General features: G+C 62.0%; 9 protein-coding genes and 1 pseudogene. 3 read left to right on the top strand and 7 right to left on the bottom strand.

The window, feature by feature from the left end; genetic code table 11:
• A partial coding sequence (locus VL598_RS05640; protein ID WP_325325713.1) for a UvrD-helicase domain-containing protein occupies positions 1-3,583 on the bottom strand: 3,583 nt, incomplete at its 3' end.
• Positions 3,584-3,594: 11 nt separating this feature from the next.
• Positions 3,595-7,071 (bottom strand): exodeoxyribonuclease V subunit gamma, encoded by a 3,477-nt coding sequence (locus tag VL598_RS05635; RefSeq protein WP_325325712.1) that lies wholly within the window; start codon positions 7,069-7,071, stop codon positions 3,595-3,597.
• Positions 7,072-7,225: 154 nt separating this feature from the next.
• Between VL598_RS05635 and VL598_RS05630 the strand changes: the two are divergent.
• A pseudogene (locus VL598_RS05630) lies at positions 7,226-7,477 on the top strand (integrase core domain-containing protein); the annotation flags it as partial.
• 50 nt (positions 7,478-7,527) lie between these two features.
• Here VL598_RS05630 and VL598_RS05625 read toward each other — a convergent pair.
• The 3 genes from VL598_RS05625 to VL598_RS05615 form a co-directional block, all read right to left on the bottom strand.
• The gene (locus VL598_RS05625) at positions 7,528-8,649 is read right to left on the bottom strand and encodes an acyltransferase (protein ID WP_325325711.1); all 1,122 of its coding nucleotides are present in this window, start codon (positions 8,647-8,649) and stop codon (positions 7,528-7,530) included.
• Between the two features lie 261 nt (positions 8,650-8,910).
• Positions 8,911-10,251, bottom strand: coding sequence for an O-antigen ligase family protein (locus VL598_RS05620; RefSeq protein WP_325325710.1), 1,341 nt, complete (start codon positions 10,249-10,251; stop codon positions 8,911-8,913).
• A 70-nt stretch (positions 10,252-10,321) separates the two neighbouring features.
• The gene (locus VL598_RS05615) at positions 10,322-11,584 is read right to left on the bottom strand and encodes a cellulase family glycosylhydrolase (RefSeq protein ID WP_325325709.1); all 1,263 of its coding nucleotides are present in this window, start codon (positions 11,582-11,584) and stop codon (positions 10,322-10,324) included.
• A gap of 1,271 nt (positions 11,585-12,855) precedes the next feature.
• Between VL598_RS05615 and VL598_RS05610 the strand changes: the two genes are divergently transcribed.
• Complete coding sequence (locus VL598_RS05610; RefSeq protein WP_325325708.1) at positions 12,856-15,123, top strand: FUSC family protein; 2,268 nt, start codon at positions 12,856-12,858, stop codon at positions 15,121-15,123.
• A gap of 16 nt (positions 15,124-15,139) precedes the next feature.
• Here VL598_RS05610 and VL598_RS05605 read toward each other — a convergent pair whose 3' ends face one another.
• On the bottom strand, positions 15,140-15,340 hold the full coding sequence (locus VL598_RS05605; protein WP_325325707.1) for a hypothetical protein: 201 nt from the start codon (positions 15,338-15,340) through the stop codon (positions 15,140-15,142).
• 160 nt (positions 15,341-15,500) lie between these two features.
• Here VL598_RS05605 and VL598_RS05600 point away from each other — a divergent pair, with 160 nt between their 5' ends.
• Entirely contained in the window at positions 15,501-16,124 is a 624-nt protein-coding gene (locus VL598_RS05600; RefSeq protein WP_325325706.1) for a cysteine dioxygenase family protein, read from the top strand.
• 53 nt (positions 16,125-16,177) lie between these two features.
• On the opposite strand, the gene VL598_RS16995 is transcribed toward VL598_RS05600, so the two are convergent.
• Positions 16,178-16,297, bottom strand: coding sequence for an integrase core domain-containing protein (locus VL598_RS16995; RefSeq protein ID WP_414718661.1), 120 nt, complete (start codon positions 16,295-16,297; stop codon positions 16,178-16,180).
• Positions 16,298-16,302 lie beyond the last annotated feature (5 nt).

The following is a 16,302-nucleotide window of genomic DNA, read 5'->3' as shown; positions in this document are numbered from 1 at the left end:
AACCCGCCAGCGTCGTCGGCTGCAGCGCCACATCGGGGTAGTCATGCGCGACGAGAAGACGCCGCAATGCGCTCAGATCGAATCGCGGCGATGAGAACAAAAACGGCCATTCGATTAGCCTGCGCGTAGGATCCAGGCTCGCGAGCGTGAAGCCGGGCGCAAGCTCGGTGGCAACCACCTCGGCCAAGAGCCGGGCCATCATCGCGGGCATGCGCCGCGCCGTGGCGGGATCAGTCGGCACCGGCCGCTCGTTCAGCGCCCGCTCGATCGCCTTCGGCCAGAGCGCGGGCGACGCAAAATCGGCCAACTCAAAGAGGCGGTGCAGGCATTCGCCGGCTGCGGCGCCACGCGGGAATTCGAGGATGTCGTCCTCTGCCAAAATGCGGGCGGTCGGTGCGGATGCCGTTAAGGAGGTCTGACCGGCATCGGGCTCCAAGGACGCATCGAGCGACGACGCGCCGCCCTGCGGTGTGGCGAACCCACCCGGTGGCGCTGCCGTCGTCACTGGCGCTTCATCGGATTGCCCCTCATGGCGCGAAGCCGAGTCGTGCGCGCCCGCAAGGCGCACGGCGAGCGCGTCGTGATCAGGGCGCGGTTCGTCGTCGACGATCGTCGAAGCTGAACTGTCGCGCCCGAGCGTGACGGCCGTTGCCAGCGAGCTGAAGCTGGCGATTCGCCAACTTTCCGCGAGCAGGCGACGGCTCGTGCGCGCAGCAAGATGCCGACCTGCTGCCGCTTCGCGCGCAAGCGGTCTGCGCCCCACCGGCACCGGCAACGGCTCGATGGAAATAGGACCGCCCGCAAGCGCCTGCCAGTGTGCAGCAAGCGCCGCCTCTTCAGGTGGATCCGCACTCCAAGCGTCGAAATCATGCCCCTCGCCTGCGACGAGCCAGTTCAACACGCTGCGACGAGACTCCTTCGTGGAGCGCGACGACAGATAAGATCCCGCGACGAGGTAGCAGCGATAAACCGCACGCGTGAGCGCGACGTAGATGAGGCGTGCACGCTCGGCCGCCTCCTCGCGCGCGGCTTCACGCGCGGCTTCTTCTGCGTCGGCGCCCTCGCAGCCGTAGTGGATCACCGTCACCGTGGTGCCATCGGAGCCCCCGGTTTCGTGATACTCGCTGGCGTCCGGAAGCGCCGCGGAAGGCGAACCGATCGCTCGAGCGCCGTCGTTGAGGAATGGGCAGAATACGATCGCGTATTCGAGCCCCTTCGACTTGTGCACGGTGACGATCTGCACGAGATCGCGATCCGACTCCAGGCGCAACTGCGCCTCCTCACCGCCACCTTGCGTGCGCTGCGCGGCCACCCAGCGCAGTGTCGGCGTGATGCCGGGTTGGGCCGCCGAGCGCGCCGCGACGAGCTCGACTAGATGGTTGACGTCAGTCAGCCGCCGCTCGCCATCCATACCCGCGATGATCCGCAAGCCCACGCCGAGCTCGCGCATCAGCGTGCGCCACATGGCGGCGAAGCCGCGCTCGTGCCAGAGTGCGCGGTAGCGCGAAAACCGCTCGACCCAGGCCGTCGCGGCGTCTTCGGGGACTTCCTCTCCCCCAAGGGGACTTCCTTCGGAGCGGGGGACTTCCTCAAGCGTGAGGCGGCCGAGCCCGTCCGCATCGAGACCAAACCAGTCAGCCGCTAGCGCGGCGCGCAATCGCCGAAGGTCGCCAGGCGCATCGATCGCGATCAGTACACGCTCAAGCTGCTCGGCATCGATCGTCGAAAATACCGATGCCTGCGAAAGCTCAACGCTGCCGATGCCCCAGGCCGCCAGGACGCGTTTGACCAAGCTGCCCTGCTTGTGCGTGCGCACGAGCACGGCGATGTCCGCCGGCACGAGCCGCCCCTCGCCTTTCACCACCGTACCGGCGCGCGCACCGCGCAACAATCGCGCGATTTCGGCGGCGCAGGCTTCGGCCGCTTCTCGCTGGGCATCGCGCTTAGACCATGCGTCATCGCCTGACGGAAGTTGCCAGATACGCAAGTCGCCGCGATCCTGCGGCTCGCCATACTCGGCTGCGTCGACGAACGTTGCGCGCTGGCGCGTACCGGCGCGCACGGGCTGGTACGCGAGACCGTCAAGGACGAAAGCGCACGCATTCGCACTAAAGAGGCGGTTGCAGGCTTCCACGAGTGGCGCGGTCGAACGCTGATTAACGGCAAGCGTGTAGCGCGCGCTCGCCGCATGTCGGGCGGCAAGGTAGGTGTGCAGATCGGCCGCTCGGAAGCTGTAGATAGCCTGCTTCGGATCGCCGACGAGAAAGAGCGGCCCTGGTCGGCGGGGAGATGCGTCGTCGTCGCCTGCAAAGATGCGCCGGAAAATCGCGAATTGCAGCGGGTCTGTGTCCTGAAACTCGTCGATGAGCGCCGCCGGATAACGGGCACGCAGTGTCTCGGCAAGCCAGGGATGGGCCGCGAGCGCGCCATGCAAGTTCGAGAGCAGATCGTCGAAAGACACTACGCGGCGTGTGCGCTTCATGTCCGCGAGCTTCGCCGGGGCCTCGTCGAGCCAGGCAGCCAGCAAGCTCAGCCAGCGCGCCCGATGTGCCGCTTCGGCTTCCTCGCACGCCTTCGCCAGCGTCTCAGCCATCACGAAGAACGGGTGCTCGGGCGGCGCGAACTTGGTTTTCGTCGCCTTGGTCAGGGCCGCGGTGGTCAGCTTCAAGGCCGGGCGCGGCGGCGCCGCGTGGCAGTCACCCGCGGCGAAGTAGCGGCTCCAGGCATCGAGCGCCGCCGCGACCGCCTCAGGCTTGTGTGACGTCCGGCTCAGCGCCGCCTGCGCTTGGTCGAGCAGACGCACAATCGCGTCGTACTCCGACTCCCACAACGCGCAGGCCGCCTCGAAGTGCGCCTGCGCATCCGCTTCCAAGGCGGCCGCCACGGACGGTGCAGCGTCGCCGCCGCCCCCCCAGCGCAAGCGCGCCAGCGGCTTCTTCAACCGGCGTGCCAGCGCCTCATCGAGGTCAGGCGGACCCGCCCTACCTGCAACGAGCCAGGCCGCGAAAACGGGATGGACGGCCGCAACCGGCTCCACTCGCTCGCGCCAAAAGTCGGCGGCAAGCTCAAAGCGCAAAGCCGCATCATCGGCTTCCATCTCGAAAGCGAACGGCATCGCCGCTGCGAACGGGGCCTCTTGCAGCGCGCGTTGGCAAAACGCGTGAATCGTGTGGATCGCGGCTTGATCGAATGTCGAAAGCGCACGCCGCACTCGCTTGGCCGCGAGTTCGAGCGCCGCTTCATCGGCATTGGCGAGCGTCGTTTCCATGAGCCGCGCCACGAATGGATCGCCGCCATCGTCACCGGTCTCAATCGCGTGCGCGAGCTCGGCAAGCCGGCCACGGATGCGCTCGTGCAACTCGGCCGTCGCGGCCTTCGTAAATGTGACGACGAGTATCCCGTCGGCCTTGAGATCGCGCTCGAGCAGCAGACGCACGTAAAGCGCGCAGATGTTCCAAGTCTTGCCTGTGCCGGCCGACGCTTCAATCTGGTTGATCCCATCCAGCCCGCAGGTAAAGACATCGAGGTCGACGCTAGGCGCCGCCTCGGTGCCATTCAGGCCGGTGTCGGCTCGCTGCTCCATGTACGGCACGCTCATGCCTCCCCCTGCTTCAGATGCTGCAAGAGCGGCTCGAACACGATGCGCGTGAGCGCCGCGAAAGACTCGTCGAGCGTCAGATTCGTGCCACGCCAGGCCATTGCCAGCGCGGGGTCCTCCGACTCACCCCGCACGCGGTCGTTGACCCAGACGCCGAACGCCTCGGCATCGCTGCCGTTTGCCTTTGCCCAAGCGCTCCTCGGGAAAAAACGCAACGGCATGCGTCGACCGGCGATGAAAAGCGCAGCAAGCGGCGCAAGGCAATCGAGCGGCGCCACGACCGGCGCGAACTCGAAGCGCTCATTACTGCCATGCCACACGGTGCGGCGTGGGCCATCCGGTTGCGCGGCGCAAAATGTCAGATGGGCGAGCCAAGCACCGAGATAATCGCGCGCACTGGGCTTGGCATAGCGAAAGAGCACGAGGCCCGCCTCCGTCACGCGACCGAGCGTACCGGCAATCTCGAGCGGCGGCACGTCGTCAAGCCCCTGCGCGAGCGCCGCGTCATGCTCACCGAAGAGCGCGACGCCGCCCGTGTCTGGCCAGCGAAGCGGCACGCGCAGCTCGAACGACAGCCGCGTGGCACCGTGCGCAAGGTCAACCCGCACATCGTCCGCGAGGCGTGTCAGTGCGTTCAGCTCGCGGCGTTTCAACACATCGCCCGTTGCACCGATAGGCAACTCAGGGCTGGCATCCGCGATGCGCGCTGCGCGTGCGAGCGCTTGCCTGCCGCCGTCTTCGATGAGCCGCGACAGCAGACGCTCAGCGAGCGCATCACGCCCGGCGTAGTCGAGCTCGAACGGTTCAAAGTCGTTCAACTCTCCTTCGGCGGTGTCGAGCACGATGCCTAAGCGCTCGCGCAGCAGCGCGCGCGCCGGATGCTGCCAAAAGCGCAAAAAATCCCCGAATGCGACGGGGCCAACCGGCTCTGATGGCAACGGTCTGGCGAAAAAGGGTTTTGCGGCATCGACGTCTGCTTCACCCGAGACGAGCCGTTGCGCCCATTGCGCACGCTCCGCGTCGTACGTGAAAAGCCCGCCTTTGCCGTCGAAGTACGACGTCGAAAACGGCTGAAGCGGATGTTCGACGATGAAGGCGCGTCGCGCCGCATCGATGTCATCCGGCAGCGCGTCTGGCCCCGCCGTCGCACGCGCGAGATAGTCGAGCAACTCGTCGACGAGCGCGGCCGGCGGCAGCGGTGCGTTGTCGCGAATGCTGCGTCCAGTGTAGGCGACCAAGAAGCGGTCGCGCGCTGCGAGCAGCAAGTCGAGGAACAAACTGCGCTCGTCGGCGCGCCGCTGCCGGTCGCCAAGCAATGGCCGCGCCGCCATCAAATCGAATTCGTCGGGCCGGGTGAGGCTCGGCAGCACACCATCGTCCATGCCAATCACGCAGACGACCCGGTAAGGCAAGCCGCGCAAACTCGTCAGCGAAGAGAAGGTGACGCCGCCCCACGGCACGCCGCCGTACGCACCGTCATCGAGCGCCGCCGTCAAAGCGGCGCGCAGCACAGGCGCCGGCACTGGCGCAGCATCCGTGCCCTCACGCATGGCATCGAGCGTCGCGTCGAGCGCGTCGCGCACGCCGGCGAGCGCATCGGCGAACGCCGGGCCTCCATCGAAAAAGCGCATGAGCGCGTCGCCCAGCAAAGCGCCCCACGCTTGCGCATCGAGCGGCTCGCCGCTGCGGAGTACGAACGTCTCGAGATCGTCGACAAAGCGCGCAAGTCGCGCCAGCGTGTCGGCCTCGGCGCCGAGCGCGCCCGCAACGGGCAGCCACGCGTCCACCGGCTCGCCGTCATCGGGCATCGCGTAGCCGAGAAAGAGCCGCGTCAAGGCGTCGGCGAACGTGTGGCGCGCCACGGGGACGTTCTCACCAGCCGGCGTTTGCGGTGCTAGCCCGCGCCGCGCACCCGCCGCTGCAAGCCAGCCCTGGGCCGTATCGAGCGCGCTCGCATCGATGCCATAGCGCGCGGCAACCGCATCGACACGCAGCCATTCGATCAACTCCGGTGCCGCAACGCTGCGCTCGGCAAGGGAAAGCCAATCGAGCAGCGCACGTGCGATCGGATTCGCCCGAGAGGGCGGCAGGCCCGTGATGCGGTACGGAATGCGGCGCCTGTCGTCGGGCGCAAGCGTACCGAAGACGGCGTCGATGAGCGGCGCAGCCGTGACGAGATCAGGGCAGACAACGAGCACATCGGAGGGGCGCAAGCCATCCCCTGCATCGAACCAGCCGAGCAGCCGGTCCTGCAGCACCTCGAGTTGACGTGAGAGGCTGTGACAGACATGCACCTCGATCCCCGCTTCGAGCGGCTCACCGGCCTCGGACATCTCCGGCTCGAGATCGAGGATCGCGTTTTGCAGCGTGGCGAGCCAGCTCGATCGATCATTTTCGAGGTAGCGTGTCGCCTCCGCTGAGGCCGAGCCTTCGGTCAGCTCATGCAGCAAATGCAACTGGGCCTGCGTCTGCCGCCCCCAATCCGCCAGCAGCGGATGGCCCACCTCGTGGTAGTCGAAATCGCCGGCCGCGTCGAGCGCCGCGGCGGCATCGACGGTCACCAGGTCGAACCAGAACTGACGGCAGGGATTCATCACGTAGAGCCGCACGTCGATCCAGTGCGACAGCTCGCGCAAAATCGCGATATGAAGCGGCGCGATCGTCGGCAAGGCAAGCACGCTGACCGACTCCGGCCACCGCGCGCGCATCACGGCATCAAGGTCGAGTCGGCGCGCAACCTCGAGAAAGCGATGTGCGGGCGGCGCTGCTTCGGTCAGCACTGGCGAGTCGCCGCCACGGGCGCTTCCCGATCCCCCAAGGGGACTCCCTCCCCCGACGAGGGGACTGCCGGCACGACCCGGTTCGCTCGGGACGGTGGTCGCTTCTGCTAGTACCCGCCGCCAAAGCGCGGACTGCCAGCTTTCGTCCTCGCGCCATGTCGCGCCGGCGGGCGCGAGGGATGCGCGTGCCGCGTCGTATGCGCCCGCACTTTCGTGGGGCGCAAAAACCGACCTGCCCTGCTGCCAGCTCGTCAGCCATTCCGGGCGATAAGTCAGGTAATGATCGAAGAGCGTCGCTACACGGCGTGCGAGCTCATAGCGCATCAGCGGATCGGCTGCATCGAGATAGGTCGACAACCGCGGCGATGCCCGCCATGCACCATCCTCTGCGCCGCCCGCGCCGCTGAAGAGCCGATAGCAGCGCCATTGCAGCCGCTCGACGGCAAGCGGCGAATGGGCGGGCACATCGAGCACGCGTCCGATCTGCGCCCAGAGCCATTGCGCGAGGTAGCTAAACCGGACGTTGGCACAAATGCCGCGACGCGCGGCCAGTTCGAGCTCGATGTGCCGGCGCGCGGCAGCGCTCGGCACGACGATTTCCTCGCTCGACCAAGGGTCGGCGGGCGCGTGCAGGTCGTCGCAGAGCGCTTCAACGAGCGTTTCGTAGCGGTTCGAATAGAAAAGCTGGAGCATGGACCCTCGATGCCGGCCTTCGCACTGGCGAAAGCGCGAAACCTGCTGGTGCACCCGTCGCAAAAAGCGACAGGATAACAAACCCGTCCGACCTCGCGGCAAGCGGGTGCAAGCGGCTCAAAGCTTCCGCACGAAGGCCCGCGTCAGGTGAGTGCTCGACAATTGGGCGTACGAGAACGGCGTGGAGATCGACTTCTCACGCTCCAAGTGCCTGAACGCCCATTGGTTCTTGTCGACCGAGGATCGCTAAGCGCGAAATCGAGGCTTGGCACAGTACTATAACGAGGTGCATCCCCACTCTGCACTGCAGTGAGGACGGCCCGCCGAATTCGCCCGCCAGTGTAAATCCGGGGCCGAGTCGGCCTACCTCGAAGAGCCGGAAATCTCCACTTTAGAGCTGCGCTGATTCTGGGTCAGCCTCAAACGGGCCCACGCTCTATGACAATTCGCACAAACTTAGAGAGTGCTTATTTCTTGCGGGCGATTGGATGTCTTTAAGCCAATATCTGCGCGAGCACGATCACCTCGTTTTACAAGGTCAAGCAGTCTTAGGCGCAGAGGTTCTTCTAAAAGATAATATGCCGCACAGCCGGCCAGAATTGCGACGCCCAGCTCACCAAAAAGCAGCATTAGCGCGTTCCGCGGAGTGTACTGAATTTGCAGGTGCCTGACCATTTGATTCGCCGCCATCTGCACAAACAATTGCAACATGTATATCGAATAGGATATTTTCCCGACAAATATTGCCAAGCGGTTGCCGAATATTACGTCGGATATTGGCCCTCCAACATAAAGACCGACAAGCGTGATTGCGATAGCGGGAGCCGCCAGGACAAGGTAGCCACCATCGATCAAACAGGCCGAAACGAGTAACGCAATGCCGATCAGGCTTAACAAATCACCCGACGCGTCCTTCGTCTTTCCAAGGGAGCGATAGACGGCATACCCGATCAAAAATTCCGGTACGATCCGCGCGACGCCGGCGGTGGTCACACTCAATCCCCTTGAACTCCAATGCAAAGCGCCAAAAACGTAGGCACCCCATAGCACCGCGCACAAGCCGATCACAACAAACAGCCTTTTTTGCCTGAGCCCGTACACCATTATCGGGAATACTAAACAGTAAGCGAACCACTCTGCACTGATTGACCATGACGGAGCATTCCAGCTTAGGCTGCTCGTTACCCCCCACGCATGAATTAAAAACAGATTGGCTATAGCAGACCACGCCGTGTTGTCTCCTTCGTGCCTGTAGGCAGAGCCTGCGTAGCGTGCTCCTAGCACCACCAACACCATGACCAGGAACGTAACCAGATGCAAAGGATATAGTTTCGCAATTCGCTTTATGATGAATTCGCGCAACCACGAAAAGGAAAACGTACCGGGAAGTTGCTCACAATACAGCAGCGACAAAATGAGCCCGCTCAACACAAAAAATATGTCGACGCCCAGATATCCATGCTGAATGAGTGAGCCTAAATTTAATCCAGATATCCCGTCGCTACTCTGAAAATGAAATATCACAACCCAGAGAGCTGCAAACGCGCGCACCCCTGTAAGATTATCGATTTTTTTCATAGAGCAACGCTCCAATGTTCTAGACCTTTCGCGAAACCGCGAAGCGATGCTTTTCCCCACGCCGTATATCGCGCTACTCCTACAGCAAGCGTATGGCACGACGCAGCATGCCTGGCGCGCACAAACTTACCCTCATTCCGTGGCACGTTGCTCAACGGCTCACAGCCAATTATGACCAGTCCCAAGTCCAGCAGATGCATCGCCCGCCGCTCGATGAACGGCTGCGATGGCTCGAAGAGCTGGTGGCGATAGATTGCGACGTTACGCATAGCCGCTCTGTATGCGTTCCGTTCGAGCCGTGACCCGCACCGTAAATAGTGCGAGCGCGGCAGCAAGAACCGGCTGCATGTGCACGTCGCCGATGAGCCCTTCGTTCTCTCCGAAGCCCTGAAAGAGAAGCCAGCCATAGCCTAACGCCATCATCGCTCCGAGCCCACTCAATTCGGCATCCGAGATAGTCATATAAGAAAAAGACCGTTTTAGGATGTGCATGACAAATCCGAGCGCGAATATCGTTGCGATCAAGCCGCTTTGCGACCAGAGATAAATGAACGTATTGTGGGGCGGCAAATCAGTCGGCACACCGGCAAAGCGCGCATAAGAGGGAAAAGTCACCTGCCAGCCACCGAACCCTTGGCCGAGGATCGGGGATTGAATGAACATCTGCAAGGCAAAACTCCAGACCTGCAGACGCGTATCAGCGGTATCGGAAATCTGGCCGCCCAACGAGGGGCCCGACGCACCCGAACCCGTCAAGCCCACGATCTTTATCACGAGGACCGCGATAAGCGCAGCCTGTAGGCCCAGCAGCACAACCGCGCCGCGTTCCTTTTTCGCAATCCTCGCGACCAGAAACAATGCAAGCGCCGGAAATGTGAGTAATAGCCCGGCCTTCGATCCCGCGAACGGCACCGCGGCCAGCAGCAGCATGCCCATCACAATGTGCAGAGGCTTCCGGTACGCACGGCCCGTGCCCAGCGCCACCATCGCGACGACGCCGAGGAATGTCGAAGCCCCGTTCCCGTTGACAAAAGCGAATCCCCCGGATTTATCCGGATCAAAAACGTTGTTGCTCCCATCCTGGAACAATTCGGTTAGCGTGTTCGAACTGATGAACCACGTTGCAACCTTGGTTTGCAGAAAGATTAATTTTTCGGTTGGTGCAAAGCGGAACGCGATCACGCTGGCGGCAAGTGCAATCGAGGCGAAATACATCATGGTCAAGCCATGCACGATCCAGCGATAATTCGAACGGGCCTGACTAGCGACGCCGGCAAAGACCACAATGAACGACAGCAAGTTGTTCAGCGACACAAGACCGAGCCGCACATTCACCGACCAGAGGAAGCTAATGATCATCACGACCATGACCCCGAGGAGCAGACGTATGGGCTTCACGGCGAGCAGGAATTTCGCTTCCCTCAGCAGTTCAGGCCAAAAGGCGTATGTGACGATCAACGCCAATGGCACCGGAAGCTGACCAACAACGAGCCACGGCGGATAGATCTGAAACACGGCAAGCGGCAGCAGCAGGCACACACGCCAACGTCGCGGGATCACCGGTAGACCGAGAATGAGCGCGAGTGCGATCAGCGCTGCCATGTGTACTCCCGGCCGTCGGAATGCGCAGCGTCGCTTGGTCTAGCTTCAGAGACTTTCATTGAAAATGGGGTCATGAGGGATCGACAGGATGGCGAACACATTGGTTGCTTTGCGCCGTCACGACGGTCGGTACAGCCGGCATTACGGACGCGGCGCTCGTGCGAGTACCGACCCGGACGGCACCGCTCGAAGCACAGTCAATATCGATGCGATCGTTGTTGCCGATTAGGTCCCAGATCAGCAGCGACTGCTGCGCATCTTTCCGCCGAGTTGCCTCGATTACGATGCGGCCAGCGTCCAATTCACTGGGGGCCACAAGCGACAAGGCATGTGTGTCCGCGAACTCCGCTGCGGCCGAAATGGCAATGGCAGAAGGTTTGGGTTTAAGGTCAGTGTGGAACAGGCCGAAATTGTGTTCCTTGTTGAACGGGTCGGTCCCGTCATCGACTAGGTCGTACCACCAGAGGCCCTTCACGTAGGGCAGCGATAGCGTGAGCAGCGTCAATCGCGAGGCATACGAACCAACCGCGCTCTCACGGGCGCCGAAGCGGCCCAGATTTGTGGGCCAGCCGATCTCGGTTACGTAGAGATCGACGTTGGCTTGATGAGTTAGCGAGCGCAATCTCTGTTCGAGTCGCACTATGTTCTGTACGCAATGCTCCGGCGCACGATCGTCCGCGATCTGATAGTTGTATGGGTGTATCGCCAGACCATCCCCCATTTGTACAACGCCCAACTCGGCGAGACGCCCTCCCCAACCCTGCCGGACACCGGAGCCCACAATAATCTTCGCATCGGCATTCGCCTTCTTCAGCACGGGATAAGCCGCCTTAAACACCGAGGCATAGTCCTCAGGACTCGCGGCTGGGTAGCCCCCCGTATGGTTATCCCACTCGTTCCACACCTCGAACTGATGGACACGCCCCCGAAAATGCGTGACCACGAAAGCCGCATACCTGACAAACGCGTTGATCGCTTCCTGCGAACGAGGCTTGTCGCCGCCGTCATAGAACGAATTCCCGTAGTCAAGAATAATCACCGGCTCGATGCCTAGCTTGATCGCGCTGTCGACGAAGCGCTCCGTGGCCGTCGGAATCGAATACTGCCCTTGAGTCGTTTCGACGTACCTCCATTGCAGGTCAAAACGTACTGATCCCAGATGGGCTTGTTTGACGAGTGCTAGTTGAGCCTCCTGGCGTTCAGCGGAAAGCCCGCCCGCATGCACGCCGACGCCGATCAGCTTCAGCTGCGCGAACACGGGCGCCGCGACGCCGGACAATGCCAGCAGCAAGGCCCATTGCACCTTACCGATATTGATATAACGCTTGAACATGCGATTGACCTCCTTTCACGCCGGACTCCGCGTGATTGCGTGCGAGGGTTCCCTTCGGCAGCACGTCCACGTTCGGCACGACATATCACGCCCGATCCCGGCCGCGGCGCTCACGGTGCCCGCGATCACGTCCGAAAGGCCTCGCTCACGCGAGAGGCCAAAGTAGTGGGGGATGTTCCGCATCGCACGTCCGCGTTGACCAGGAGTACCGACGTGAACGACTTGCCGACACTCGGACGCGAGCTCGTGATCGTAATCACGTTGTTGATTGCTCCAGCATGCCGAACTGACGCACCGTGCGCAGGCTGCACGCTGCACGCTGCTTTCACACCGACGTCTTGTGGATGAGACAGCGCTAGCAGATGAATGCCCGAATATCCCCGTTGTATGCGTCTTTTGAGTCTGGACTTTGCATCGCTTTGGCCTCACAACCTCGCTGATCTTCTCTTGATCCCGTTTTGCATATTTCGTTCGCCATCTGAAACACTTCGAGAATCAATCCAGCACTCAGTAATGAAAATCCTCCGCACAGGACGACACCGATTTCCCTCGCTGCGCACCGACATATCGCCCAAAGCCAACATCGCCCCCTTGCCCGGATTGTCGAGATCAGCGTACGTCATGCCGCACCCCTAGCCTTTAATCCATGCCACGATGCTCACCGCAGGGAAAGAACTCCTTTAGTTGCGGCGGATCATACCCGGACTCCCGAAGGACAAAACGTCACTGACCGAAACGGTCAACATCTTGGCCGATTAGTCCAAATTCGCCCGAAGTGGCGGATCGGGGCAGCGCCATTTAATCCTTCGATCTAACCGCCACGACAACCGCTAATAGGCATCGAAGCACGCCACCATGAGCGCGCTGCAAAAATTTGTCGCTTCTGATTCGCTCCGAGGTTTCAGGAAACTCCCACTCCGGAGAAAATAGAAAAAATCGTCATCCCGGCTCTCACCGAAGGTCAGGGAGCGTGTAGTACGCATGATGCTTGAGCATCGAGGCGAACATGAATCGCCATAGTGAGACCGTCCGGTGCCGAGGGTCGAGCGCCGCGTGATCGTCGATAGTCTCGATTAAATCAGTGTGCCGCGGGTGGCGGGCAGACACCGCAATCGGCGTACCGCAAAGTTGGCGTTGACGAGGATGCGCGAGATTGAACGTGAGGCAAGCGGCCGGCCGCATCGCCGCCGATGCAAAAATTCTGTAGACTCATCGCCGCCCCACCCGCGGATTCGATGGCCGCACCCCTGCCCTGGCTGCCCCGACAACCGATGCGCTATTCCATAGAAATCAAGAAATTTCTTTATAGCCAGTATTTCTTTGGTGGACTGCGCATGGCGTTCGGCATCTCGTTGCCGGCGGTACTGTGCCTGGTGGTGTTCCACGACGCGAACGTCGGCTTCACGATCGCGACGGGCGCACTCGGGGCATGCGTCGTCGACATGCCGGGCCCGCTTAAGTACAAGCGCAACGAAATGCTCGTGTGCAGCGTACTCGGCTTTCTGGCGGCACTAGCGACGGGGCTCGCAAGCTTCAACCTCTTCGCGCTCTGGGTGACGGTGGCCGTGCTGACGTTCGTGGTGTCGCTCACGGTCGTCTACGGCACCCGCTGGCCGCAGATCGCGTTCGCGACGCTCTTCATGATGGTCGTGACGCTCGAGGGCAGATTCACACCGCTAGAAGCACTCGTCAACGCGGCCTGGATTCTTCTGGGTGGCCTTTGGTACACCTACTGGGCGACGCTCTTGCTGAGATGGCAGGCGTACCGCGTCGAAAAACAAGCGCTCGCCGAATGCCTCTTCGCCTGCTCCGAATATCTGCTCGCGCGCGCGGATTTCTTCGATGTCGATGCGGATTTGGACGAGTGTTATCGCCGTCTCGTCGACAAGCAGATCGCAGCCGTTGAGATGGAGGAGGCCGCGCGGGCAATCGTCTTGCGCAACCTGCGCAGCTTGCGCCGCGGCAAGCTCGACCCACGCCGCGTGAGGCTCTTCGACCTCTTCATCGACTCCGTCGACATGCATGAGCTCTTTGTCGGCGCGCACACCGATTACCCGTTGCTGCGCCGCACGTTCGGCAACGCTGATCTGATGATTTTCTACCGCGACCTCATCCGCAAGGCTGCACAGGAACTCGAGGAGATCGGGCTTGCCGTCCTGCAGGACCACGCACCGCGCTCGCACGTGAACGTGAAGGCCGAATTGCGCGCCATCGAGTACGAGCTCGATCTTCTGCGCAAGACGTTGCCACAAACGAATCCCGAAGCCTATGCGGCGATGTCGGCTTCGTTCAGGCGCATATGGAGCGCCACGCGGCTGATCGACAAGATGAAGGGAAGGCTCGCGAGCGCGGCGCTCACCCGGAGCGCCGAAATGCGGCTGGACCCGAGCTTGACGCACTTTCTGTCGAGCCAGCGGGTGTCGCTGCGGCAGATCTTTTCCAATCTGACGATGGCATCGCCGAGCTTTCGCCACGCACTGCGCGTGAGTCTCGCGGTAGCGGCCGGTTTCTGGCTCGGACGCTTATTGCCCCTCACCAACGCGTATTGGATCGTGATGACGACGATCATCATCATGAAGCCGGGTTACTCGCTCACGAAGCAGCGCAATGCCCAGCGGATCATCGGCACCGCGATCGGCTGCACCCTCACCATCGCACTCATCATGACCGTTCACTCGGCGCCGATCCTGCTCGCCGTGATGTTCGCTTCCATGGTGATGAGCTACAGCCTTTTGCTGTTCAACTATGCGGCGAGCGTTGTCTTCACGTCCTCCTTCGTGCTGCTGCTGTTCCACCTGCTCGCGCCGGGGAGCCTGCGCATCATCGGCGAGCGGGCGATCGATACCGCAATCGGCTGCGCGCTGGCCATCGTGGCGAGCCGCATCTTCCCATACTGGGAATACCGTGTGATGGGCAAGCTCGTGTCCGACATGCTGGTGGCGATGCGCCAATACTTCGAGACGGCCTGGTGGTCATACCGCAAGCCCGCCTCTCCCATCACCCATTCTTCAGCGCGGCCCATTGCGAGCGCATTTGAATCCGATTCGCACGCCGATCCCGATTTCCACCTCCGTCTTGCACGCAAGAACGCGCAAATCGCGTTCGCCAATCTCGGGCAGGGGTTTCGACGCATGATGCTCGAGCCGAAAGCTCATCAGAGGTGCGTGGCAGAACTCAACGACCTGCTCGTACAAAGCCACGTTTTCGCGGCGCAGATCACGGCCGCTACACCCCTTCTGCGCGGCGTCGCGCAGGGCGAGAACGCGCCGCTGCAGCCGCTCGAAAGCTTATTGGCAACGGTGCACGACAACCTGACTCGCGCGCAGTCAGGCGAGGCGCCGGCCGGCGATCAAGCCGACAAAACCAAGCAGCTCACGCGCGAGCTCGATGCCATGGTCACGGACTTCGAACAGTCGGGGACGCAATCGGCCGAATGGGTGCAGGAGATCAAAGTGCTGGTGCTTCAGTGCAAGCAGATGCTGGCCGCATCGTTTTTGATAGGTAAGGATGCGGGTGCGATTCCACTGCGGATTCGTTGAGGCTGAGCGCTGTCGCCTACTGCGATGCGGTGGTTGGCGACGATGCCAGCGCAGCTGAAGACGCCGACATGGCTGTAGCCGACGCTCTTTGGGCATCGTATTCGTGTTTGCCTTTGATCGCGTTGTAGAGCAGTGCCGCAATGACAAACATCACGATTGCGACGATCATCGTGGCGACGCGAGCAGTGAGATCCGTTCTTTTGGGCGGGGCTTTCATCGGCGTTTTCCGCGAAGCGGCATTCTTCGGAAAATTCCGATTTTACGCCTCTCGGAGTTCGCTCTTGAACAGGAGTCGCGTACCCTTCTGATATCCCCGGTTCTTGACCGACGACGCAAGCCATCGCAAAACGGCCGCCGAGGTTTCCGGAGCAAATCTGATGAACCCCGCACCGAAATCGACTGCCATCAACGCCGAATTGCCTTCCGACACCATTGGCATAACCGGTGTATCCGCCCCATCGCAAGCTGCCGATGCCATAGCACGCCTCTCGGAGGCGCTCGACGCCGCATATTGTGCTGCCGCCGGTGTGGCCGAGCCGTCGCACTGCGCCGAGTTTGCACACCTCATACATGTCGCACTTGCCCACGCCGCTGGCGACGACATGCTGCTGACGCCGCAGCAACGCGAAAGCTCACGCGAATGCTATCGACGCCATCTGCTCACAGCGGACCCGCTTGGGCGTTATGCGGTGGTCGCGCTCGTCTGGGGACCTGGGCAGATGAGCCCTGTCCACGCCCATCACACGTGGTGCAGCTACGCCGTACTGTCAGGGGAGCTGACCGAGACGCTCTACGAATGGAACGAGACGCAAGGCTGTGCCACACCAGCGCGCACACGGGTTCGCACGCCAGGCGCCGTCTCATATACGCCGGCTGGTATGACGGGCATTCACCGCCTCGGCGCCGCCGGGCCAGGCACCGCCGTTTCCCTGCATGTGTACGGTGTAACCGGCCAACAGGTGGCGACGCATGTGAATGACCTCGTGCGTGTGGCACCTTGAGGCGGCCCAAAAATCAGAGCCGTTCTGAAATAGAAACTGACCTGCCCCCAGTATTAGTCCGACACGGCTTTAGAGTCCGAGGTTAATAGCTGCTTCACTTCGTGGGCCTGCGCGAACTGCTGGGGCGTCAGGTAGCCGAGCGCGCTATGGGGCCGCTCTGTGTTGTACTCGATTCGCC

The sequence above is a fragment of the Trinickia sp. genome, from assembly GCF_035492435.1.
GTDB lineage: Bacteria > Pseudomonadota > Gammaproteobacteria > Burkholderiales > Burkholderiaceae > Trinickia.
The sequence above is the reverse complement of the archived record's forward strand: the minus strand, read 5'-3'. Positions and strand labels throughout refer to the sequence as shown.

Coding starts and splice junctions, on each gene's coding strand:
- VL598_RS05625 (WP_325325711.1), bottom strand. CDS start 8,649: ATGAAAAAAATCGATAATCTTACAGGGGTGCGCGCGTTTGCAGCTCTC.
- VL598_RS05615 (WP_325325709.1), bottom strand. CDS start 11,584: ATGTTCAAGCGTTATATCAATATCGGTAAGGTGCAATGGGCCTTGCTG.
- VL598_RS05610 (WP_325325708.1), top strand. CDS start 12,856: ATGCGCTATTCCATAGAAATCAAGAAATTTCTTTATAGCCAGTATTTC.
- VL598_RS05600 (WP_325325706.1), top strand. CDS start 15,501: ATGAACCCCGCACCGAAATCGACTGCCATCAACGCCGAATTGCCTTCC.
- VL598_RS05620 (WP_325325710.1), bottom strand. CDS start 10,251: ATGGCAGCGCTGATCGCACTCGCGCTCATTCTCGGTCTACCGGTGATC.
- VL598_RS05635 (WP_325325712.1), bottom strand. CDS start 7,071: ATGCTCCAGCTTTTCTATTCGAACCGCTACGAAACGCTCGTTGAAGCG.
- VL598_RS05605 (WP_325325707.1), bottom strand. CDS start 15,340: ATGAAAGCCCCGCCCAAAAGAACGGATCTCACTGCTCGCGTCGCCACG.